We start from the raw sequence: 24,278 nt of genomic DNA, 5'->3' as shown, positions 1-24,278 counted from the left end.
GAAGGATTAAGGCAACCAGCATTTAAAGTTGGTAGTATTAAGAGAGTGATGCACTCGGCTACCAATATGCCCAGATCTGATACAGAGAACGTCATCCCATTCGTCGACAGTCTGGTGTTGTCAACGAACAAGAGAGCAGACCACCTGCTCCAGCTTCTTGTTGAGATTCAGCAGCAATATTCATATGTGCCAGGCAAGGCAATCCTGAGGCTTGCAAACCAACTTGGACTTCCCGCAAGCGAAATTCGTGGAGTCATAGCGTTCTACAGTTTCCTCTATCCAGTTCCACAGGGCGATTATCAAATCCACTTCAGCGACAACATTATCGACCGCATGTCGGGCAGCGAGGCGTTGATCCAAAACCTGCGTAAACGGCTTGGAGTCTCCCTGGCCGAACCACGTGCAGACGGACGGGTTACAGTGTCAACGACCTCATGTATCGGCATGGCAGATCATGCACCTGCAGCACTCGTCAATGGCTACCCTCTGACCAAGCTGGATCCACAACGCATTGACCGGATTGCCGAGCTGGTTGATAACAGCGTACCAGTAACAGAGTGGCCATCTAACCTCTTCCATGTCTCAAGCAATGTTCATCGTTGTGATCTCTTGCTTTCCGACTCTTTCGAATCAGGCAGCGCCCTGTCACAGCTGTTTGAAACCGGCGCGCAAAAACTGCTGGAAGAACTGACAATATCAGGACTGCGCGGCAGAGGCGGGGCCGGCTTCCAAACTGCGCAAAAGTGGAAGATGTGCCGTGACACCGATGCCAGTGAACGCTATGTCATCTGTAATGCCGATGAAGGGGAACCAGGCTCATTCAAGGACAGGTTTCTGCTAGAAACCAATGCCGATGCACTCATTGAAGGCATCACCCTGTGCGGACTCATTACGGGTGCGCAAAAAGGTCTGATCTATCTGCGCAGCGAATACCGCTACCTGAAACAGCACCTCGAAGAAAGCCTCACCAGGCGACGCACAGAGGGGCTGCTTGGAAAAAGCATTCTTGCCCATGATGGTGCAGATTTCGATATCGAAATACACCTGGGTGCCGGTGCCTACATCTGTGGTGAAGAGAGCGCACTTATCGAATCGCTTGAAGGTAAGCGCGGCATCCCGAGAAATCGTCCTCCCTACCCTATTTCTGAAGGTTACCTTGGCAAACCAAGCGTGGTTAACAATGTTGCGACCTTCTTCGTGGCATCATGGATTGCAACAAGAGGTGGCGACTGGTTTGCAACCCGAGGCACAACTGAGTCTATCGGCACCAAGCTGTTCAGTATCAGCGGAGACTGCCAGCACCCGGGAATCTATGAGTTCCCGTTCGGCCTGACAATCAGGGAACTGCTTGATGCATGTGGAGCAACAGAAACCCGGGCGGTTCAGGTCACCGGACCGGCTGGAAACCTGGTTCTTGAAGACAGCTTCGACAGGAGACTCTGTTACGAAGATCTCCCGGCGGGTGGGTCATTCATGATTTTCAATAAAAGCAGAAGCCTTCTGGATGTGGTGCAATATTTCAGTGATTTTTTCGCTCATGAAAGCTGTGGCTTCTGCACTCCTTGCAGGGTAGGCACATCCCTGATCAGGGACCTGGTCAATAAAGCCCATCATGGCAATGCGACACGGCAGGATTATGAGCAGCTGGATATCATTGCAGAGGTCATGAACAGCTCCAGTCGATGTGGACTGGGACACACCGCCTCAAGACCGATCATGCAGGCAATGCAGCAAGCACCCGATCTTTTCACGCACCAGGGTGAGAAAAGATGAAGATGTCATTCACCCTTGATGGAAAGAGCATCCCCTTCAAAGAGGGCGATACCATCATGGACGCTGCCTTGAATGCAGGCGAATACATCCCTCATCTCTGCCATGAACCCGGTTTTACACCTCACGGAAGCTGCCGCCTCTGCCTGGTATCGCTCGACGGTAGAAATATTTCGGCATGCACACAACCTGCAGTCGATGGATCGGTAGTGGAAAGCAATACAGAGTCTATCAATACGATTCGCCGGGAACTGGTTGCAATGCTGTTTGCAGAAGGCGTACACATCTGCCCGGTTTGTGAAAAAAGCGGTTCTTGCAAACTACAGGCAGTGGCTTATCACGTCGGACTGCTGACGCCACGTTATACCCAATTCAATCCACCCGGCAGACTTGATGCAAGCCATCCTGACATGATCATCGACTTCAATCGCTGCATCCTGTGTGAACTCTGTGTACGCGCCAGTCGTGACACGGATGGCAAGCGGGTATTTTCACTCAGCGGTCGGGGCATCGAGACGTCTCTTGTTATCAATTCGGAGAATGGAAAACTTGGTGACAGCCTCTTCGAGGTGACTGACAAGGCAGCAGCTATCTGTCCTGTCGGCGCAATATTGCCGAAACACAAGGGATACGAGTTGCCGATCGGTGAGCGTCGCTATGACATCTCTGCAATTGATGACGCAGACCTGAAGTCAAACAGGAAGAGTGATGAGTGAAAAACTGAAAGTTGCTACGACATCACTTGCCGGCTGCTTTGGCTGTCACATGTCTCTGCTCGATATCGATGCGCGTATCATGGATCTTGTGCAACTGGTTGAATTTGATCGCAGCCCGCTGACTGATATCAAAACTGTCGGCACATGCGATATTGGTATCATTGAAGGTGGTGCGGCAAACACGGAAAACATCGAGGTGCTGCAGATGTTCCGTGATAACTGCAGCATCCTTGTCTCGCTTGGCGCCTGCGCCCTCAACGGTGGTGTTCCGGCAATGCGCAACCAGTTTGACCTCAAGGCATGTCTTGATGAATCTTTTGTCAACGGTGCCGGGATTGTGAACCCGGGAGTTCCTGATGATCCGGAATTACCACCTCTGCTCAACAAGGTACAACCACTACATGAACTGGTGAAAATCGACTACTTCATTCCCGGCTGCCCGCCGCCCGCCGAAGTCATATATGATTTTCTGGCGCGGATTATCGAGGGCAAATCCGTGGAGATCCCTTATGCGCAAATTCGTTACGACTAGTTGGTGATAGCATGGCATCTGACCTTGAAACAGCTGACAATCCCGACAAGCTCCGCCGAGTCGTGGTTGAACCTGTCACTCGAATTGAGGGACACGGTAAAGTCACGCTGCTACTGGACGATGATAATCACGTAAAGCAGGCACGCCTGCATATCACTGAATTTCGCGGCTTTGAGAAATTCATCCAGGGGCGCCCCTACTGGGAGCTTCCGGTTGTTGTGCAACGCCTGTGTGGAATCTGTCCCGTAAGCCATCATCTCGCAGCATCGAAAGCAATCGACATGCTATCCGGCGTTTCACAAGTCACTCCTACTGCTGACAAGATCAGGAGACTGGCGCATTACGGGCAAGTGATGCAATCCCATGCACTGCACTTTTTCTACCTCTCATCACCCGACCTGTTGTTCGGCCATGACGACGCTATTGAACACCGTAACATTGTCGGTGTTATCGAGGATGAACCGGAAATTGCACGGCAGGGCATCCTGCTTCGCAAGTTCGGGCAGGAGGTCATACGCCTCACCATGGGAAAAAGAATCCATGGTGCATGTGCCGTACCTGGTGGTGTGAACAAGTCACTCTCTATCGAGGAAAGAGATTATCTCCTTGGAGACATGGATGAGGTTCTCACTGCAGCACAATCATCTGTCGAGCTGATTAAAAAGCTCTACTACCAGGCATTTGATTACCACCAGTCATTTGCCGCACTCAAAACGAACAGTGTCAGCCTCACTCGCCCCAATGGTGCATTGGAACTCTATGATGGCGGGTTGAGGGCACATGACTCTACCGGCAACACAATTTTCGATCATGTCGATTACCGCAACTACGGCAACTATCTGCAGGAGGAGGTCAAATCCTGGAGCTACATGAAGTTCCCCTTTATCTCTTCGCTTGGTAAAGATAACGGCTGGTACCAGGTCGGTCCGCTAGCTCGTATCAATAACTGTGACCTGATCTCAACGCCTCTCGCAGAAGCTCAGAGACAGGAATTCCTCAAGCTGGGAGCAGGCCAACCAGCGCATGCTACGCTTGCATATCACTGGGCACGACTGATCGAGCTACTGCACTGCGTGGAAGTTCTCAACGAGCTGCTGCATGACAGTGACATCCTTGGTTCCGATCTCGTTGTTAAAGGTGAGATGCAACAGGAAGGCATCGGTGTAATAGAAGCGCCACGAGGTACACTGCTGCACCACTACAGGATCAACCAGGAGGGCCTGGTTGAGAAGGCCAAGCTGATGGTTCCCACAACGAATAACAACCAGGCGATGAATGAGTCGATTCGACAGGTGGCAATCAACTACCTGGGTGGTCGAGAGTTAACCGAGCCACTGCTTAACCAGGTCGAAGTTGCGATCCGTGCATATGACCCCTGCCTCTCCTGCGCTACCCACGCCATTGGAAAAATGCCGCTGGAGATCTCGCTTCTCGACAGCAATGGCAAGCTTATCGACAGGCGGGAAAAATAGCGCATCATGTTACAGGAAGAGAACAGCATTACACCCATCCTGCTACTCGGGTATGGCAATCTTGCCAGGGGAGATGACGCCCTTGGCCCCATGCTGTTGGAAAATATCCGTCCATGGATTAGACAACAGGAGCTGCCTGTCGACTTACTCCATGAACATCAACTGCAAGCTGAGCTCATCATGGATCTGCGGGAACGGGATCTTGTGATCTTTATCGATGCAAGTGCCGGCATCAACTCCGCTATAGATTTCATCAGAGTCGAGCCTGAAGAAAACAGCAGCTTTACAACTCATGCAGTCACCCCCGGCGCCCTCTTGAAAACCTTTATCGATATGTATGCGGAACCACCACCGCTCACTTACTTCATGTCGATTCGCGGTTATGACTTTTCAATTCGTGAAGCATTGACTCAACAGGCCACTGACAACCTGGCACTGGCTGTTGAATTCCTGAAAAAGCAGCTGATAAAAGAGATTACTGAATCAGCAGGAGAGCCGGCGTGACTAATTTCGACACAATGACAGACAATGCATAAAGCTGTAGCATTCTAATTGCATACTGATAGCAGAGTTATACTCATCTGCAGGTTGTGAGGATATATCAAGTGAGTGAAACAGCGGTAGATCGAGAGCATACTCGCACTGGTCATAGTGTCGATGCACTGAAGCGCGCTTTTCTTGATAACCTGTTTTATATACGCGGACGCAACCTCGACGTGGCAACATCTAATGATCTGTACATGGCTCTCGCCTATACAGTACGCGATCGCCTGCTCCACAGGTTCAACCAGTCATCCAAGACTTTCAAACACGATAAAGCACGTAGTGTTTGCTATTTTTCTGCTGAATATCTTCCTGGTCCTCACCTGGTTAACAACATGATTAACCTTGGCATCATTGAGAACGTAAGAACAATGACAGCAGAGCTGGGCATTGATCTCGACTCACTGGTCGTTCAGGAGGAAGAACCCGGTCTTGGCAACGGCGGATTGGGCAGGCTGGCTGCCTGCTACATGGATTCACTTGTGACACTGCAGTTGCCAGCTATCGGCTACGGCATTCGATACGAGCACGGGATTTTCAACCAGAGCATCGTTGACGGCTGGCAGATCGAATCAACCGATAAGTGGCTGCACCCGGGCAACCCGTGGGAAATACGGCGGCCAAAGCTGACAATGCCTGTGCTCTTTGGCGGTCACACTGAACAATACAAGGATGATGGGCACCAGCGAACCCGCTGGGTACCACATGAGGTCATTTCTGGTGTTGCTTACGATACACCGATTCCCGGTTACCGCGTAGGCAACGCAAACCTGTTGCGCCTGTGGCGTTCAGAGGCTGTGGAGTCATTCAATTTCAAGGCATTCAACAAGGGCGACTACTACGCTGCGGTTGAGTGCAAAATACACTCGGAAACCCTGACCAAGGTGCTCTATCCGAATGATGAACAAGCGGCAGGAAAAGAGTTGCGCCTGCGCCAGCAGTTCTTTTTCTCCTCCTGCTCACTGCAGGATATGATCGGGATCTATCTTGATACTTCTGACGATGATCTGAAGCACTTCCACAATAAATTTGTCATCCAGCTGAACGACACACATCCAGCAATCGCGGTAATCGAACTTTTACGCCTGCTTCTCGATGTACATCACCTGGAGTGGGATGACGCCTGGCATGTCACCAAACACACTTTCTGCTACACGAATCACACGCTGTTACCCGAAGCGCTTGAGAAATGGCCTGTAGAACTGTTTCAGTCTCTCCTGCCAAGACACATGGAACTTATCTACGAAGTGAATCAAATGCATCTTGACGATGTACGCCTGAAATTCCATGGTGACAGTGAAAAGATTGCACGACTCTCTATTATTGACGAATCTGGAAATCGATATGTCAGGATGGCACATATCGCCTGTATCGGGAGCAGCCGTATCAACGGGGTCGCAGAACTGCACAGTGAACTCATTAAGAAAACAACGCTTAAAGACTTCTATGATCTCTCACCGGAAAAATTTTTCAACGTGACAAACGGAGTGACACCACGCCGATTCCTGGTACAGAGCAACCCTCCCCTGACCGACCTGATCACGAGTAGACTGGGTGATGATGACTGGATTTGCCACATGGACCGACTCCATTGCCTTGAAAAATATTGTGAAGACTCGAACTTTCAGGATCAGTGGCAGGCAGTAAAGATGAGAGCAAAGCAGCAACTCTCAGTCTATGTTAAAGAGTGCACAGGGATCTCTCTTGACCCGGCTTCCATCTATGACATCCAGGTAAAACGTATCCACGAATACAAGCGCCAGCACCTCAACGCACTACATATCATCACACTCTATAATCGCATTAAAGATGATCCTCATTACAAAATGGTACCTCGCACCTTTATGTTTGGCGGCAAGGCTGCGCCTGGCTATAAGATGGCAAAACTCCTCATTAAATTCATTACCTCGATCGCGGAAGTTGTCAATCGCGATCCGGTCTCCCGCGACCTGCTGAGAGTCGTCTTCTGCCCGAACTTCAACGTCAAGCGCGCCCAGAACATATACCCGGCGGCCGACCTCTCGGAGCAGATTTCACTTGCCGGCATGGAAGCCTCGGGTACCAGCAACATGAAGTTCACCATGAATGGTGCATTGACCATCGGCACCCTTGATGGAGCAAATATCGAGATTCGCGACGAAGTCGGGCATGAGAACTTTTTTCTGTTCGGCAATACGATTGACCAGGTGGAAGCGATCCGCAACGAGGGTTATCAACCGGGTAAATACCTGCAGGAAAATGAAGAGCTATCCGAAGCACTCGAACTCATACGCAGCGGCTATTTCTCACACGGTGACACCGAACTCTTCAAACCATTGGTCGATAACCTGGTGTCAGACGATCCATATATGCTGCTGGCAGACTACGCCTCCTATATTTCGTGCCAGGAATCTGTTTCGGCCGCTTACCTTGATCAGTCTCGCTGGACCAGGATGTCGATTTTGAATGTTGCCCGTTCCGGCAAGTTCTCCTCAGATCGTTCGATCCAGGATTATTGTGACAATATCTGGGGAATAGATCCCGTTCCAGTGGAAATCTAACCCTGCAAACAGGTGCTCTCACCTGTTAATACCAGTTATCTTATTACCTTATTACCGTAAAGATTCTCTGGTAATTATTATAAACCTCTCTTATAGTTAGAAGAATAATAAGAATCAGGCAAGGCGCCAGCATGATGCCTTGGTAACTGTTTTCTGTACACCACGATCAGGAACCTTAGGACAGGATGCCTGATTCATACATGAGGAGGAGCCAGAGAGATGCCCGAAACAAAAAACAAATCAAAATTATCCAGGTTAATAGCATCCATTCCGCTCAAAATTGCATCTGTCTTTTTCGTTATTGGCATTCTCTTCTGGGGCGCCCTGAATACAGGTATGGAGTGGACAAACAAAATGGAGTTCTGTATCTCCTGCCACGAAATGAAAGACACTGTTTACCAGGAATACAGGGAAACCATTCACTTTAAAAATGCGGCGGGCGTACAGGCAACCTGCGCAGACTGCCATGTCCCGAAAGAGTGGACCTACAAAGTCATCAGAAAGATCAAGGCTTACAAGGAGATTGTTCACAAGGTACTTGGAACCATCGATACAGTGGATAAATTCGAGGAGCACCGCTGGACGATGGCAAACCGTGTCTGGGATTCGATGAGGGCAACCGATTCACGCGAATGCCGCAACTGCCATACTTTCAACACGATGGATATGAGTGAGCAGGGTCGCTATGCACGCAAGCGCCATGAGCGCGCCCTTGAACGAGGTCAAACCTGCATTGATTGTCATACCGGCATCGCTCACAAGGAACCGGAAGAGCCCAAAGAAATCGCACAGGTAGAGAAGGAGTAATACGATCATGACAAGGCAATTTCTCTATGCATTATGCATCACCCTCTTCACAGTATCTGCTGCCATGGGTTCAGATGGCCTGGGAGCAAAACTCATAGATGCCACGGAAGCGGGAAACCTGTCCAAGATTGAGGAACTTCTCGAGCAAGGTGCAAATGTCAACGCAACATCAAAAGGGATGCAGACACCCCTGATGTTTGCCGCTACAGAGGATCACATGGAAGCGGCTAAATTGCTTCTCGGCAAGGGTGCAAATATCCACTCCAGGACCGATGATGGCTGGACAGCGCTTTTCTGTGCAGCCAGCGGCAGTCATATTGAAATGACCAACCTGCTGATCGAGCATGGCGCTGACGTCAACTCTCCAACCCGTACCGGAGCGACAGCCCTGCACAAGGCTGCTGAGAAAAATCAACTCAAGATCATCCAGATACTTCTTGAGAGAGGAGCAAATCCGAATTCTAAGAATAATAAAGGGTACACACCTCTCATGCTGGCTTCAGAAAAGGGGCATTCAGACGCTGTCAGTTCCCTGCTATTCGCACAGGCCAATGTTAACCAGCAAGATATCTATGGTGCATCGGCATTAATGAAGACCGCGGCCAAGGGACACCCGGATATCGTCCAGCAACTTCTCGCCTCAGGCGCAGATGCACACCAGAAAGACCTCGACGGAGCGACTGCATTACACTGGGCAGCAGAGTTTGGCCACACCAAGGTCATCGCGGAACTGCTTCAGCAAGGTATCGACATCAACTCAATCAATGACGAGGGGTGGACCGCGCTCACCGAGAGCGCTAACGGCAGCCATCTCGAGGCGGTACAGTACCTGCTGAAACACGGAGCTGATAAAACCCTGACGGATACTAACGGCTCGACAGCGCTCGATTATGCAAGGATGCGGGGTGACATCGCTGTCATGACTCTCCTTTCCGACTGATACCGGTTACCTGCTTGCAAGCTTCTCACCATTCTCATCCTCTGGTGTGCATTTGATATTCGATGCCCCGCAACAATCGATGAGCGCCGAATATTTTTCAAAAGCAAGTGAAGAACTGGCAAGGCGAATCTATGAAGATTATCTTGACCAGCAGAGACAGGCTGCTTCAGATACCGTAAACGGAAACGTGTCAGGCTAATCACCCTTTTAATATTCACACCTGCTTTTTCTCATCATCCTCGCTTGATTAGATTGAATACTAATCCAGTGTGATCTCACCGAGTATTATGTGATTTGGAATGACTGTTACTGACAGAACCGTTAGCGGCAGTAGACAATTGCCCAACTGGTAACATCCATTGCGAGCCTGCCATCTACCAGGTGCGGTGAAAGGGTGGTGCGCATGCGCTGACTGAAATTATCAAAATCATTGGCAAGAGCAATCTGCCGATCACCGTAAGTAGTCGCCATAGCATGCCCGATCAGGTAATCAATATCGACTAGTAGCCTCCGTCCTACCCTGAGTTGATCCTCTGCACTGAATCCAATCGACGCCAATGTGCCAGCACCAGTGGTATCAATTTGCCGTTGGCCCAGCCCTCCCTTGTAAGGTGTAGTCAAGCGTTGGTAGTCAGCGAACCAGGCTGCTTCTGTACCCCAGCAGGTTGAGCAGATGATAATTCGGCCGTCCTCTTTCAGGTTTGCACGAGCGAGCCTCGCCAGGCTGTCCGCTTCAACCCAGTGGATTGCACGACCGATAATGATATGGTCCACCAGTTCCGGTGCCTTGTAGGCCTCGTCGTTTACATCGGCCTGTATGTAATCGATGCGTTCTGCCCGAGGTGCCTGAGCCAGCATTTCAGCTGAGCCATCAACAGCATAGATATGACCGCAATGGCGTATGCAGCCAGTTGCCACCTCACCGCTGCCGCAGCAGAGATCCAGTAGTGTCGACTCTGCGGTCAAATCTAACCGTTGCGCCAGCCGGGAAAACAAACGTGGTAGATAAGGAGTTCGGTAGCGATAGTAACGCGCCTGGGCGGAATGCAAGGTGATGGTGGTGGGAGTCGTGTCGGCCATGGTGTCAGCTAATCACCCAGACGAGCAAGAACCTTGCAATGATTCTTTGCGATGTCACCCGGGGCAAGCAGTGCTGCGTGCAGCGCTTCGATACCAGGCAATACTCCGGTCACAATCGCATCGAGTGGCATAAGGCCTGCCTGGTACAGATCCATCACGCGGGGAAACAGACCTCCAAGGTGACCACGTGATCCGTGGATTGATATCGCTTGTGTGATCATGTGATCAACCGTATCGATATGCAAGGGCATTCCGCCACGAGCCAGCAGACTTACCCGGCCATTCGCTGCTATACGCGGGAAGGCCAGGCGCACGTTGTCTAGACTGCCTGAAGCCTCAATCAGCACATCGATATCCATCCCGTCCATCTCCAGCCAGGAGTGGATATCAGGAAAAGTTGTACACCATGACTGTGCAACCTTGCGGCGCGCTGCTATCGGCTCGATCAGTATCACTTCAGAAGCGTGGAACGCAAGACAACAAAGCATCGCGCAGTAAATTCCAATGGGACCACCACCACACACCAGGACACGATCACCGGCTCGTATCGGAAGGCTCTCACAGGCCAGCAATGCAACCCCGGCAGGCTCCAGGCAAGCAGCTGCGCGCAGACCGGCATCACTGTCACTGATTGCACTTACATCGTGAGCCAGCGCTGCCGGCAAGTCGACAATAGTGCCAAACAGTCCCTCCTCTTGCATGCCAACCAGGGTTGCTTCGTGGCACTGGTTGTAGTTTCCGCGCAGACATGGTCGGCATTGTCGGCAGACGTGAATTGACTCAAAAGCAACCACATCTCCGGGGCGCAGGTATTGCACCGAGTTACCTGTTTCAACAACCCGGCCAACACCCTCGTGACCGAGAATACGCCCCCGGGCCGGGATCGAGGCTGGCGCTGAGGTCAACACGTAGCCGGTCTCAGAATCGGTCTGCACAAGATGCAGGTCAGTTCCGCAAACACCTGCGTACATCATCTCGACGCGGACGTTGTGATCCGCCAGCTGTCCCAGGCGACGTTCCTCCAGACTCAGATGTGGTTGACGGTAGCGTTGATGGGTTCCAGGGGATGCCACACCAGGCATAGGGGCATCCTCGGCATGAAGAACCACTACACGAGTATCTGAAGATATTGTCATGAGGGAACTGCCTCAAGGATAGTGAAGCCGGATTTGCTGTTGCTCACAGAGTGCAAGCTGAATCCACTCCGATCGAGTAGATCTCTGTACTCGACCAGGCGTCGCTCCCGGCCACCGTTCACCGCCATCATGTGAATATCCAACCTGGCTACCAGGGTATCACTGACAGGGTCCTCTGAAAGCAGGCGTTCAATAACCAGGAGACGCGCATCGCCAGGCATGGCAGTCCGGCAGTGCCCGAGAATCTCCAGGCATTTTTCAGAATCCCAGTCGTGAAGCACGCTCTTGAGCAGGTAGAGTTCAGCGTCACCCGGTACGGCAGAGAAAAAGTCACCTCCGGTCCAATGACAGCGGGATTCCTGCCCTGGTGGCAAATCCAGTTCATGGCGCGTGTGCTCGATGACATGGGGCAAATCGAAGAGTGTCACTGTGAGTTGCGGATTAGTCGCCAACATGGCTGCCGCCAGGGTCCCACCGCCAGCAGCGATATCAACTGCAGTTGTAACATCAGAAAGGTCCAGGCAGGCGATGATATCAGCAGCAATAGCTCGCGTTTCCTTGGCCAGCCAATCCTGAAACAAAGCCCCTTGTTCTGGGTGATCACGACGATATTCCCACGCGTCCACGCCGGTGGCGTGCTGAAAACCGGTCTGCCCGGTGACGAGGGAATGACTGAGGGCAGTCCAGGAAGACCAGTACTGTTCCACCGCCAGCACTGCCTGTTCGCGTAGTGGCGAGTCCGACTCTCTCAGCAGCAGCTGTCCCGTGTCGGTAAGAACGTAGGTTTCAGGCGCAGTTTGTACACAGATATCCAGGCCGGCCAAAGCATGTAGAAAGCGCTCCAGTTCCGAGACGCGCAGATCCAGTTCGTGGGCCAGGTCAGTGGCAGTAACAGGAACCAGGAGGCGGTCCGGCAGATCCAGTTTGACTGCGGTATAGAGCAAAGCACCAGCCTGATAACCATTGATCATGGTAGCCAGACGCTCCGATGAATTTGCCTGGTTAGTATCAGTCATCAGCTTGTCGACGAAACAGAAGGGTTGGGCATTGCCCTCCCATGGGGTAGGCAGGTGTGCTCATATCTTCGAGCTGGAAACTCCCTCCGCTAGCACGACAAAGCTGCTCGATCACCTGTTCAACAGTGACAAAGTGGTAGCGGGCTGACGTATCATGATAGGCCTCTATGGCCTCCAGGTGCTCAAGAGGCCAACCCAGGCGCTCTGCCAGGTGTGACCAGTCAGCCTCGAGCCGGTTCAGTTGAGTCCAGATATCATGCAGTGCCACGCCCTTCTCCGCACTGGTCTGCATGGCCATACCCAGGCGCAGCTTGAGTTGGTTAAGATTCGGGATAGTCCCGCTGAACAGTTCTTTGAGTACTTCATCCGGATGTTCAGGCACGACAGGCGTTACAAACAGACGTACAGCGAACAGCCCTCCAGGTATTAACATCCTCGCTAACTGATGGGCCAGCTGAGCTTGTTCCTGCGGGTAATCAAGAAGGTGCCAGCCACCGTCACACAGGATGATATTAAAGGAGGCATCCGGAGAGTCAATCTCTCGCCAGTCCGACTGAAACACCATGGAGGTTGATCCCGGCCAGACATATTCGATCATTTCCGCGGTACGGTCAGCTGCTCGCACTTCCGAGCCTGCCGGCCATGGCAGACTGTACAGTTCCGGAGTTACCCCAAGTATCAAGCCACGCAGTGACCCGGCAGATTGCCCTGTGGAGGCCGCCTTGATTGCGTTTTCAAAGAGAGCAACGTCTTCAGCAACTGGTCGCAATGGAGGGCCAATTTGATGCCAAAAACCGGCGGCTCGGGGCCACTGCCCATTACTTGAAAGGGAAGATGTCGATTTCACAGGGTAGTCCGGTGGCACACCGATTGGGCCGAAGGTACAAGCTTACTGCCCGGCTCCCTGGCGGATTTGCCTGGTCCGACACTGTCATTCACCATCGAAGCCAGAATTGATGCCGACCAATCATGCGATGTCAACCAGGTGAATAGCTACCTGGCATCCCTGTTCAAGCAGTCACTTGATGCCTTCCCAACCCCGGCCCAATCAGGCCAGGAGAGCCTCGGAGGGCAAATGATAACCAGCCTGCTCTACAGCCTGCTGGCCTGCCAACAGGCCGCCGGCCAGCCCATTGCAGATGCAGGAAAAGTACTCTATAACTTAAATCAATCTTTTGTCATCGTAGTACCCTCCGTGGAAGGATGCAGTAACGATCTTGCTTCAATACTCCCCGGCCTGCTCAACATCATAAACTGCGCCGGGCAGGAGTGTCCCGCGGACGAAGCTCCAGGACAATTGGCAAAAATGATAGAAAAGCTCAGGCTCAGTGCTCCCTCGGATAGCAATACCAGTCACTTTCTATCCGCAGCGAGGCGACTCGGCATCCCTTACTCACATGTGACGAATCGACTCTACCAATATGGCCAGGGAATCAGGGCTCACCTGATGGAGAGTTCATTCACTGACCACACTCCTCAACTTTCGGCCATGCTGGCACGCAACAAGCTGGCTACAGCAAATGCACTCCGACGGGCTTGCTTGCCTGTGCCCGACCACCAGATGGTCAACGATGAGGAGGAGGCAGTACGCCTGGCCGGACAATTTGGCTTTCCCGTAGTTATAAAACCTGCCGACCTCGACGGCGGCACCGGAGTTGCGGCGGGCCTCAAGAACAGTGAGATGGTTCGGGGAGCATACCGGGAGGCCCACAAGCACTCAAAACAAATTATGCTCGAACGTCATGTCGAAGGACGAGATTATCGCCTGGTGGTTTTCAACGGTCGTACAGTCTGGGCCATCGAGCGTGTTCCGGCTGGAGTAAACGGTGATGGCATCCACACCGTACGTGAGTTGATCGAATCAGCCAACGAGGATACAAGTCGCCAGGGACACAATTCCCCTCTAAAACCCCTGGAACTTTCCCCTGGTGCACTTGACTTGATTGATGAGCAGGGCCTGACACCGGATGCAGTGCCGGAAGTTGATCGCTATGTCCGTCTGAGTCGGAACGGCAATGTATCCAGTGGCGGGACACCTGTCACGGTATTTGAACAGGTACATCCTGACAACCTTAGACTGGCTGCAAGGGCAGCGGCCACCCTGAAGCTGGATCTGGCAGGTGTCGACCTGCTGATCCCGGACATCCGGCAATCCTGGCTGGAGTCTGACGCCGCTATCTGCGAGGTAAACGCACAACCGCAGTTTGGGCCGGTGACTGCGGGACACCTCTACCCCGAAGTCCTGTGTGGCGTAATCCAGGGCAACGGCCGGATTCCCCTTACCCTCATCCTGGGAGATTCCCAAAACCTGGCGCTAAGGTTGGGCAAGACGCTTGCACAATCCGGAGTTCAAGTCGGCCGGGCAGATTTTGATGGCTGTTACCTTCAAGGCCAACCTGCCTCACGCGGCAAGAAAGGAGCCTATATCTCCGGTCGCTGGCTGATCGCCGAACCGGCAGTAGAAGCCGGTATCCTGAGTATCAACGATGCGAGTCTCCTGAAGACAGGATTACCATTTGACCGTTTTGACCTGCTGGTTGTGGCTGGCCCCCTGACAGGACCGGATTCACACAACCTCCTGCCGGTTTTTCTGGCAGTTATTCTGCAATCCTGTACCGGACCAGTCTGCATTACACCCGACAACGGCCTGCAGGAACTGGTCGAGAATGTCTCCGTGCGGAATCCGGTTTCAGTATTGGGAGGTTCGCCGGATGAGCAGGCAGTAGAGCTGGCGAGGCTCATGTTGGCAGCCCGGGAGCGGCATCAGCAACCAGTGTCAGAAGAATGAACACACCACACTATTCAAGCATAATATCCGGTCAGACCAGATAAATCTCGATGCAACGGGAGAAGAGTGTCCGAATCAACTCTTTGGATTACACCCAATGCATAGATAAAGCATTTTATAATGCGTTTAACAATAAGCATCAGGACGATCTTGTTTCGCCCACGGATATTTCACTAATGGTTGAATCCATTTAACCCAGGTTGTTGTATACATTATGAATTTGAACAAGTTCCCTCCTGTATTACTCGATGATGCTTATCTCTATTGCAACCTGGCGGAAACGGAGCAGCTTGATGCAGGACTTATCAGCAACTTGTTCAGTACTGAGGATGTTTCCACACTCCCAATTTTCTCAGCGAAAGAGAGACCTGTTTTTCGCTTGTTTGATTTGTCCATATTGGAGATATTGCGTACCAAAGGGCTGGATAAACATCCGGTCATTCTGAGCCATCTTCTCGATTTAGAGGAAGGTGACATTCCTGAATGGCATGGCGGAATAGCAATCGAGGTTGCCAATAAAAGCGGAATAATCAAGGCCAACCACTTTAAATGCGACCTGCTTATCGGGCGCAGCTTCGAGGTGCCAGGTCCAAGTCGGGAGTGTTCTGCCCTGGTGTTATTCAATCTACTATCAGAGCATGCGAGTCATCCATTTTATCTGCATGGCCGTACCGGTTATGAGCTGTTCCAGTCATACCTGGCTTCTGGTGTAAGCGGTGTTGTACTGTCACCAGACCAATTCCACGAGGAGCCTGGTGGAGAAGTATTTCGTTTCCCATTGGCAGGAGGTGCCAGCCTGCGTCTGCTGGTTAAAGGCGGCGCTCCGGAAGCGATAGATATTCGTAGCCGCTGTCTGCAAGATAGCCAGGCATTCCTGCGTACCAGCCACTCTGACGGCCTATGATCGAATGCAAAAGAGCCTCTGCAATCCTCAAAATTGTTGCCTCATCTGAAACAGTACCTGCAACTGGCCCGATTATCTCCTCGTGATTTTGCCAGCAACACCTGTTTTGCCCCAGGAAATCCGGCTGCAAAGAGCTTTCACTGCGAGCTTCCGATCATACAAGGCGCAATGGCAAATATCAGTATCAGCCCACCCTTTGCCGAGGAAGTTTTTCGAGCGGGAGCCTTACCCTGCATGGCACTGGCAGGCCTCGGTCCGCAGCAAGCAGAGCAGCTGTTAAGCGATACCACCCAACTGGGAATACCTTACGGAGCAGGAATTGTTTCAGTCTCTGAAAGCGACGAAGCATTGGAACAGATAGTCAATACACTCGAAAAGCATCGTCCTGAGCTTGTCGTACTGGCGGCACCACAACTTGATCATGTACAAAGACTCCTGAAGACCGATCTCAACCTGGCGGTGCATGCACCGAATGCTGCAATGCTCCGGGTACTTTTTGATATGGGGGTTCGCACTTTCATCATCGAGGGAGAAGAGGCCGGCGGTCATGTTTCACGCCTTGGAAGCCTGAGCGCATGGCAGGAGGTACTCTCAGAAATTCGTGACCAACGTATTGAAAAGCAGGTCCACCTGATCCTCGCTGGTGGAATAGCCAGCCACTTCGCCACAGAATTGATTTCGAAACTGTTAAACTTTTACGAACTGGATGAGGGGCTAAAAGTCTCTCTGCAAATGGGCAGTGCCTACATGGCAACCAGTGAGGCACTCGAACTGACCCCTTTACCGGAAAGCTATCAGCAACTGTTATTTGAACTGGATGAAACAGTCGTTACAGGTGAAACCCTGCATCGAAATGTTCGTCAGCTGGCTACTACAGGCACATATAATCTACTCGAAAAAGAGTGGACAATATTCACCACCAACATCGATCTGAATGAAAAAAAGGCCGCCTACGAACAGATCTACCAGGGAGCCCATCGACGCGCCATTACAAGTAGCACACCGGATGATTCGGCCAGTTACATGGCTGGTGCAGCTACAGCACTGTTAAAGAAGAGATGCAGCATCGCTCAACTGCACGCTGCAGTGATGCCCGCACCCGATCAAACCGATACAACACCAACCTCTCCAGATGAGCCGATCGCCATCGTCGGTATTGGCGTGCATCTCCCGGGAGCCGAAAGTGTCGAGGAGCATTTCTATAACCTGCTGCAAAAGCGCTGTTTTATTCGTGATATACAGGATACGTCCAGGTTCAAGCGTAAGGAGTTTCTGACTGACGATCCTGCTGACCGCAGTCGTAGCTATAGCGGTCTCGCAGGCCTGTTACCTCCCCTCGACAATGATTTGTCGAAATTCCGGATTCCTCCAACTGTGGCCAAGGAGATGGCACAGTCACAACTCCTCGCACTGGTTTGTGCCAATAATGCTCTTCAGGATAGCGGCTTTTTTGAACGCCGCTTTTCTACCAGGCGTTTTGCCGTCGTGGTGGGAACCAATGGCGATATGTCTGAGCGTTATTCCCAGAAAATGATTCAATGGCAACGTATCAGGGATGAGCTGAGTGAACTAATCGAAGATGACCAGGAGCTGGAGGAGCGTCTTCAACAAGTCGTGGACCGCTATGAGCAAAAACACCAGCAAGACTGGGTTTACAATGAAGACAAGGTTACAGGCACCCTGGCCAGTCTTGTAGCCGCTCGGATTGCAAATGTGTTTGACCTCGGCGGACTCACAACCACGATGGACTCGGCGTGCGCTTCCGGACTAGCTGCCATATCAAATGCAGTATCGCTGCTAACCGAAAAACGTTGTGATGTTGCCTTAGCTGGTGCCACAGGTCTTGAGCTAACACCTGATGCTATGGTCAGTTTTTCCAGCCTGAGTACCCTTTCTGCACAAGGATCTTTTCCACTTGATGCACGCGCAGACGGTTTTGTCATCGGCGAAGGTGCAGGCATGTTTCTGCTTAAGCGTCAAAGCGATGCGTTACGTCACGGAGATACTATCTACGGTCTGATCGAGAGCTGGGGTGCTTCCAGCGACGGTGCCGGCAAGGGAATCACTGCCCCCAACTATGCAGGACAGAGAGAAGCCGTTGAAGATGCTTACACACGCTGCACCATCACTCCGGATGACATTGATTACCTGGAATGCCATGCCACCGGCACACTGGTAGGAGATACCGAGGAGCGACTCACCGTTCACCACTGTTTTGGAAAGAGCCGTGCTACAGCAGGAAAACCACCCATTCCCATCGGTGGCAGTAAAGCGGTAACCGGGCATCTTTTATCAGGAGCCGGTGTTGTTTCTCTGCTGTCAGGTCTGTTTGCCATTAATCTCAGGCGAATTCCGCCCCAGGTAAACTTTGAATTAGCCCCTGATGACGTCGATCTTGAATCATTGGGGCTTCGGGACTCAAAACGCCCCGATCCCATTTCCAGTCAGAGAGTATATGCAGGCGTCTCCTCATTCGGTTTTGGCGGCGTCAACTACCACATGGTGCTCTCTTCCCCGCAAAACAATGCCAGGGAAGCGGTTCTGGATGCACGCATTGCAGACTTCCCGGAGTTCGGCGAGCTAAAAAATCAGACCCTGTTCCTCTTCCCTGGACAGGGCTCTCAACATCCGAGCATGTTGCATCCACTGCGTGATGATCAGCAGGTGCAAAAACAGCTTGATCTCGCCATGGCAATTTTCTCTGAATATTCAGATGTGGCCCTTGATGAACTGCTGCTAACTAATCCTGATGCCGACGATGAAGCACTGCAGCCCTATGCAAAGATGCTTCAATCAACGAGTGTCTCACAACCGGCAATCTTTCTGACATCGGCAGTCATGCTGGAGAAGCTGCGCGAAACGGGTATCACTCCTGCAATGGCTGCTGGTCATTCACTCGGAGAGCACAGCGCCCTGTACGCAGCAGGAATGCTGGACTTCGAAACTGCCTTCCGCATCGTATGCATTCGCGGGCAGTTGATGAGCGCGCCATCGAATGGTGAACCAGGCTCCATGCTTGCACTTGCATGCAGTCAAAAACAGGCATCACAACTCCTTAGTGAGGTTGATGGCTATGCAACTTGTGCCAATCTCAATGCCTACGAACAAACTGTCATTTCAGGTGAGTTGGAAACCATTGATGCACTGGCAGACTTGGCAGACACCCACAGAATACGTGCTTTCAAGCTAAAGGTTGAACGCGGTTTTCACAGCCGCCTGGTGGCAGACTGTGAAGCGCCAATGCTGGAAGTGCTTGATCAGTGCGACTGGCGTTATGGTGAGATACCTGTACCGGCTAACCGAAGCCGCCAGATGTACCCATTTCACCCCGAAAGCGCCGGAGAAGAGTTGAATGCAACCGATAAGGTGAGTGCTGTAGAGCTTCTCGGCGGACTAATCCCTTCACAGGTCGATTTTATTTCCCAGGTCAATGCAGCTTACGAGGCAGGTATCAGGCGCTTCGTCGAGGTTGGTCCAAAGAATATTCTATGCGGCCTCGTTGACCAGATTTTGCAGGGAAAACCCTTTCAGACCGAACCCCTGGTTAAAGCAGCTGAACCAGCCAACTTCAGAATTGATGGACTACACGAACGGCTCGAGGAACCACTCGACATCAAAAGACAGCCCCTACCCGTTTAGGTACGGAAAAGTCGTGTTGAACAGGCACCTGTAAACTCTTCTGAAGCACAACTCAGTATAATTGAACAGATACGCCTGGCGGTTTCTGAAGTTTCAGGTTATTCCCTCGATCAGATCGCTGATGATGCCGAATTCGAACGTGATCTTGGGATAGATACACTGAAAATTTTTGAAATCCTGTCGCGACTACGCGGTACGGTTCTGCCACAAAAACTTGAGAATTTTCGCAACCTGACCAGTGTGGCAAAAATCAACGCAGTGGCACAAAAAGATAATCAATCGGAAGATCAGCCTGCCGGGGAGAATAGCGGAAAAAGCCTCTCTCTCTACTCTCATACTCTTCGTATCACTGGCGAACTGCCCACCCTACCTGCAGAAAATCTCTCCTTGCCGGATTGCCTGGTGGAGGCACTTCCACAAGAGATGCAGACACTACGTAAAGAACTCCTTCCTCGCCTGCATCACTGGCTGTGCGAGCAGAGCTCGAGCTCTTCAGATAAACAGCCTGAAGCACTTAACCTTGTTACCTATGCACCCTTATCTTCTTATTATGACGGCGCATTTCTTGCCCTGAGTGCATTTATAAGAAGCGCACAAAAAGATATTCCGGACATCCGTCTCTCTTACACACATTTTGATTCTCCTGAACCCGAAACCGCGAAGATTCAGGCAGCATTGGCAGAACCGAAAATTGGTGCCCGTATAACTGCCGACATGGAAGTCATTGAGAGTCGTTTACACCAGCTGGATGGCTTGTACGCATCTGTAGATCAACTGTGCGAACAGCTCGCTGAAAATGATTTGGTGCTTGTTTCAGGCGGTGCCCGGGGTATCACTGCAGAAATCACCAAGTCACTCGCACAACGTACTCGTGCCCGTTTCCTGATCCTTGGCAGGCAGCAAAAGAGTGAGGAATGGATTACTCAACTGGGAGCGCAACGGGCGCAATATTTGAGTGCAGATATTGCAGATCCAGAAGCAGTTTCTTCACTTCAACTCGAGAAGCATGCGATCACCCTGATGATTCACGGTGCCGGTATAGAAATTTCCAAGAACCTCTGCAGCAAGAGTGACGAGGAGTTTGCCAGGGTGCTGGAGGTCAAGGTTGGTGGCCTTGAAAATCTGCTTGCCAATATAGACCAGCAGCATTTGCGTGGCGTTGTCCAGTTCTCCTCGGTCGTCTCCTACGTGGGTAATAACGGACAGGCTGACTATGCAGCTGCAAACGGCGTACTTAATGGCTCTCTCCCGTCAGGACTCCCCGTACTCTCTATCGCATGGGATGCCTGGGCTGATGTAGGAATGGCATCACGTGGCATGGTAAAAGAGATTTTTGATGCCCAGGGTGTTCAGATGATTCAACCCGATGATGGTATCGAAGCCTTCGAATGCCTGTTGTCAGGTTTTCTCAATTCGCCGCCAACTGGAACCACATGCGTTGCAGCATTTGGAGAACGACCATCTGATATGTCCGGCGTTTCTCTGTTTGAGCCTCCACAGACCGCGTTGTCGCTATGTGACTACCGCTTCTCAATGCCTGATAAAAAGATCAACCTCTCTCTGGATATTGACCTGGAACATCATCGTGTTCTGATCGATCACAGTTTTGGGGGTAAGGTTGTCACGCCGGCTGCGGTAATGCTGCGACAGCTCATCGCAACCGCCCTTCGAGAGTCCACTAACAATGATTTAAGTTTCATCTTCAGCGATGTCGAGTTTCTCTTGCCGCTGATACTGCAGAAGGGAAAACCCAAGGAATTGTTGCTCCATCGCCATAATCAGCATTTCAGCCTGACCGAGACATCAGGAAATGAGCAGCATCCTTTTATGCAATGCAATCTTCGCTGGTCTGATTCTGACATTGAATCTGCGAAAAGTTTTTCAACATTGAATCAACTTCCGGAAGAATTCAAAAAACGCCAGATAATACCATTCACACCACGTGAATTACCTGTGTTAACCGATCTCGGCCTGCGCCATTTTGGCCCTGCTTTCGAAATCATCTCTCGACTGTGGCCCAACGGTTCGATGACATGTACAGAAATCGATATGCATAAGGCTGAGCGTGAAAGTGGCACACTACTAACCGACACTGGACGTGTAGCCTATTTTATCGAAGCCGCCCTATTCTCTTGTACGCGCTGGTACCTGATGAATATTTTCGACAACAAGGATCGAATTCCAACCAGTATCAAGAACTGCGCTATCAATCTCCAGGCTTGTGCAGATGCTCTTGAGAGCAATGCGTATACCCGACAGTACCATCGTAATGGAGAAGAGTACTTCGATGTATTGGTTGTTAATGAAAATAACCAGGCAATGGTGGCAATGACCGGTTTACAAAACAGTCGTTCAAAAAGCACCGGCCTGCGGATATACAGACCCCTCCCATTAAACCAGCCGCTGTACATGGGTAAGGTACAGATTCTGATCCTGGATCTCTCAGAGGCGTCGGAATGGGCTGATAGAAACAACATCATGACCAAAGAGGAAACAGGGGAGATTCTGAAACAGAGCAATGCAAAGCGGCGACGCGAAAAGTCAGGCGGCAAGTTGGCTGTCAAGTTACTTGCACATCATCATTTTGACCCGGATCTACCTCCAGACCAGAAACAACTGACAACAATCGAAGTCCTTAGCGACGGCACACCTGTGAGTGTCACTGTTGATGGTTCTCCCACACCAACATCTAACTGCTTTTCTATCAGCCATACTGATAATTGGGTCTGCGCAGCACAGGGAGAAAAGCGGTCGGCATTGACATTGAACGCATCCGTGAGCTTTCCAAGAAAACAGTATCGGATATTTGTGGTCCCGATCTTCTCGAAAAACTGGAAGAATTCCACCGTCGGGAATGGACATCAGCAGATAACCGGGAAGATATTGAATCTATTTTGCCCATCATGCTATTTACCCAGAAAGAGGCTGTATTGAAAGCGGCTGGTGTTGGACTTGCCGAGGGACTCGATAAGGTTCATATCCAGGAGATCGGTTTCAACAGGGAGATTGAGGCGACCTTTAAAGGCCATAGCTACAGCGTGATAAGCGCCTTCAACAGGGAATTTGTCGTTTCGGTTGCTGTGGCTGAAGATATGGAGTCTGGAAATGTGCAGATTTCCGATTCACAAGCTGACCAGCCAGCCTCCCTGCTGCAGGAGTCACTATGCAAGGAAGAGAAACAGCAGGAGAACGGCTTCAGCTATGCGCTCACTCACCGGATCCATTTCAGAGGCTTCCTGGATAAATCATGCCTGCAACGCGCAGTTAGCCGCCTGGACCAGGAACAAGAGATATTACGTACCGTATTTGATGAAAACTGTACTGCCATTTTGATTTCAGAAGGAGACCCCCTCTTCTCGGAAATTGATTGCAGTGTCCTGGAGCAGGATGAAGCAGATCAGCATATTGAAGAGCTGTACAGGCAATTTGCCAGTTACAGTTATACAAGCGCTGATCCCAGGTTTTATCGCTTGCAGCTGATACAGCTTCCCGAAGGTGAACATCTCCTCTTTATCCATTTTCACCACTTGATCATGGATTGCGTCAGCTCCTTTGATTACTCAAGCATACTACTGGACAAATACAGCACCATGGTGCGCAAGGAACCTGCTACGACTTCTGGCCTTCCTGCCCAGTATCACACTTTCGCCGAGAGACAGCGTAGCCAGCTAACACCTAAACGTCAGCACAAGGCCCATGACTACTGGACGTCCCGACTTGCCGGTCTACCGGCTGCACCGCCAGCAAACAGTGCTTGTGAACAACCGGGTATTGCACACAGCAAATTGGTTATCGAGGTTTCTCAGCTCAATGCGCTAGAGGGTTATTGTCGCAGTAGTGGGATCACTGCCTGCTGACCGCGTTACAGGCAACCTTGATGGAGTGGCTGCAGCGTCGCGATATGATAGTTAATGTTCCATTTTCTCTACGCGATCCCAAGCAGGAAGCAGGCATCCTTGGTCCATTTGTTAACCTGTTACCGATACGTGCCCAGGTTAAAGCAGACTCTTCCTGGAGTTCCATCTCTGACGCATTGCGAACCAACCTTTTTGAAGCGATTGAGTACAGCGAAATTCCTTTGAGCCTCGCCATGGATGAATCTGACTCCATGATGGCGGGTATCGTTTGCCAACTCATATATAAACCAAGGGAATCGTTGCAAATACCTGGCCTTGAGGTACAACGCAGCGTTATCGACGGCCACAATGCAGCACTGGGCCTGGTATTCTCTTTTTTTTTGGATGACAGGGAGCTGACCTGTGAGATCACACGCAATACAGCGCTGGTCAGTGGAACAGAGGTTGAGAAGATAATTGAACGCTTCCCGACAACCGTCAGCAGAATGTGCAACATGCCGTCGGCAGTGGTCTTCGAGGAAGAGGAATAACAGAACAG

Annotated in this window: 17 protein-coding genes and 1 pseudogene; 14 read left to right on the top strand and 4 right to left on the bottom strand. The window is 51.3% G+C overall.

What is annotated here, in order from left to right; translation table 11 throughout:
- The first annotated feature begins 66 nt into the window (after nucleotides 1-66).
- The 8 genes from BOW06_RS06695 to BOW06_RS06660 all read left to right on the top strand — a co-directional run bounded on the left by BOW06_RS06695 (nucleotide 67) and on the right by BOW06_RS06660 (nucleotide 9,320).
- Nucleotides 67-1,773 carry an NAD(P)H-dependent oxidoreductase subunit E gene (locus BOW06_RS06695; RefSeq protein ID WP_162181107.1) on the top strand — a complete coding sequence of 569 codons (1,707 nt, stop codon included), beginning with the start codon at nucleotides 67-69 and terminating at the stop codon, nucleotides 1,771-1,773.
- Entirely contained in the window at nucleotides 1,770-2,486 is a 717-nt protein-coding gene (locus tag BOW06_RS06690; RefSeq protein ID WP_043117519.1) for a 2Fe-2S iron-sulfur cluster-binding protein, read from the top strand. Before BOW06_RS06695 ends, BOW06_RS06690 begins: the two co-directional genes overlap by 4 nt.
- On the top strand, nucleotides 2,479-3,018 hold the full coding sequence (locus tag BOW06_RS06685; protein ID WP_043117521.1) for an NADH-quinone oxidoreductase subunit B family protein: 540 nt from the start codon (nucleotides 2,479-2,481) through the stop codon (nucleotides 3,016-3,018). The genes BOW06_RS06690 and BOW06_RS06685 overlap by 8 nt, the downstream gene beginning before the upstream one ends.
- Before the next feature lie 11 nt (nucleotides 3,019-3,029).
- Entirely contained in the window at nucleotides 3,030-4,490 is a 1,461-nt protein-coding gene (locus BOW06_RS06680) for a Ni/Fe hydrogenase subunit alpha (protein ID WP_043117523.1), read from the top strand.
- 6 nt (nucleotides 4,491-4,496) lie between these two features.
- Nucleotides 4,497-4,994: a hydrogenase maturation protease gene (locus BOW06_RS06675; protein ID WP_043117524.1), complete on the top strand. Its 498-nt coding sequence runs from the start codon at nucleotides 4,497-4,499 to the stop codon at nucleotides 4,992-4,994.
- Between the two features lie 101 nt (nucleotides 4,995-5,095).
- Nucleotides 5,096-7,573, top strand: a complete 2,478-nt coding sequence (locus tag BOW06_RS06670; protein ID WP_230209667.1) for a glycogen/starch/alpha-glucan phosphorylase — start codon at nucleotides 5,096-5,098, stop codon at nucleotides 7,571-7,573.
- Nucleotides 7,574-7,792: 219 nt separating this feature from the next.
- Entirely contained in the window at nucleotides 7,793-8,380 is a 588-nt protein-coding gene (locus tag BOW06_RS06665) for a NapC/NirT family cytochrome c (RefSeq protein WP_078454544.1), read from the top strand.
- A gap of 7 nt (nucleotides 8,381-8,387) precedes the next feature.
- On the top strand, nucleotides 8,388-9,320 hold the full coding sequence (locus BOW06_RS06660) for an ankyrin repeat domain-containing protein (protein WP_043117527.1): 933 nt from the start codon (nucleotides 8,388-8,390) through the stop codon (nucleotides 9,318-9,320).
- 321 nt (nucleotides 9,321-9,641) lie between these two features.
- Here the strand turns inward: BOW06_RS06660 and BOW06_RS06655 are convergent, their stop codons facing one another.
- The 4 genes from BOW06_RS06655 to BOW06_RS06640 are packed head-to-tail and all read right to left on the bottom strand — an operon-like array spanning nucleotide 9,642 to nucleotide 13,321.
- On the bottom strand, nucleotides 9,642-10,400 hold the full coding sequence (locus BOW06_RS06655; RefSeq protein WP_078452964.1) for a class I SAM-dependent methyltransferase: 759 nt from the start codon (nucleotides 10,398-10,400) through the stop codon (nucleotides 9,642-9,644).
- 8 nt (nucleotides 10,401-10,408) lie between these two features.
- Nucleotides 10,409-11,536 (bottom strand): zinc-dependent alcohol dehydrogenase, encoded by a 1,128-nt coding sequence (locus BOW06_RS06650; protein WP_043117529.1) that lies wholly within the window; start codon nucleotides 11,534-11,536, stop codon nucleotides 10,409-10,411.
- The gene (locus BOW06_RS06645) at nucleotides 11,533-12,552 is read right to left on the bottom strand and encodes a methyltransferase (protein ID WP_078452965.1); all 1,020 of its coding nucleotides are present in this window, start codon (nucleotides 12,550-12,552) and stop codon (nucleotides 11,533-11,535) included. The genes BOW06_RS06650 and BOW06_RS06645 overlap by 4 nt, the downstream gene beginning before the upstream one ends.
- The gene (locus BOW06_RS06640; protein ID WP_043117532.1) at nucleotides 12,545-13,321 is read right to left on the bottom strand and encodes a class I SAM-dependent methyltransferase; all 777 of its coding nucleotides are present in this window, start codon (nucleotides 13,319-13,321) and stop codon (nucleotides 12,545-12,547) included. The genes BOW06_RS06645 and BOW06_RS06640 overlap by 8 nt, the downstream gene beginning before the upstream one ends.
- Before the next feature lie 144 nt (nucleotides 13,322-13,465).
- Here BOW06_RS06640 and BOW06_RS06635 point away from each other — a divergent pair, with 144 nt between their 5' ends.
- The 6 genes and pseudogenes from BOW06_RS06635 to BOW06_RS06610 all read left to right on the top strand — a co-directional run bounded on the left by BOW06_RS06635 (nucleotide 13,466) and on the right by BOW06_RS06610 (nucleotide 24,270).
- The gene (locus BOW06_RS06635) at nucleotides 13,466-15,340 is read left to right on the top strand and encodes an ATP-binding protein (protein WP_078454542.1); all 1,875 of its coding nucleotides are present in this window, start codon (nucleotides 13,466-13,468) and stop codon (nucleotides 15,338-15,340) included.
- A 214-nt stretch (nucleotides 15,341-15,554) separates the two neighbouring features.
- Nucleotides 15,555-16,244, top strand: a complete 690-nt coding sequence (locus BOW06_RS06630) for a hypothetical protein (RefSeq protein ID WP_078454541.1) — start codon at nucleotides 15,555-15,557, stop codon at nucleotides 16,242-16,244.
- Between the two features lie 168 nt (nucleotides 16,245-16,412).
- Entirely contained in the window at nucleotides 16,413-19,883 is a 3,471-nt protein-coding gene (locus tag BOW06_RS06625; protein ID WP_143556063.1) for a type I polyketide synthase, read from the top strand.
- Between the two features lie 423 nt (nucleotides 19,884-20,306).
- Nucleotides 20,307-21,167, top strand: a pseudogene (locus BOW06_RS13365) (SDR family NAD(P)-dependent oxidoreductase); the annotation flags it as partial.
- A 1,436-nt stretch (nucleotides 21,168-22,603) separates the two neighbouring features.
- Nucleotides 22,604-23,740 (top strand): condensation domain-containing protein, encoded by a 1,137-nt coding sequence (locus BOW06_RS06615; RefSeq protein WP_078454538.1) that lies wholly within the window; start codon nucleotides 22,604-22,606, stop codon nucleotides 23,738-23,740.
- A gap of 20 nt (nucleotides 23,741-23,760) precedes the next feature.
- Nucleotides 23,761-24,270: a condensation domain-containing protein gene (locus BOW06_RS06610; protein ID WP_078454537.1), complete on the top strand. Its 510-nt coding sequence runs from the start codon at nucleotides 23,761-23,763 to the stop codon at nucleotides 24,268-24,270.
- Nucleotides 24,271-24,278 lie beyond the last annotated feature (8 nt).

The sequence above is a fragment of the Solemya velum gill symbiont genome (genome assembly GCF_002020255.1).
In the GTDB taxonomy this organism is placed as follows: Bacteria; Pseudomonadota; Gammaproteobacteria; order Chromatiales; family Chromatiaceae.
This window is presented reverse-complemented; position numbering and strand designations above follow the sequence as displayed.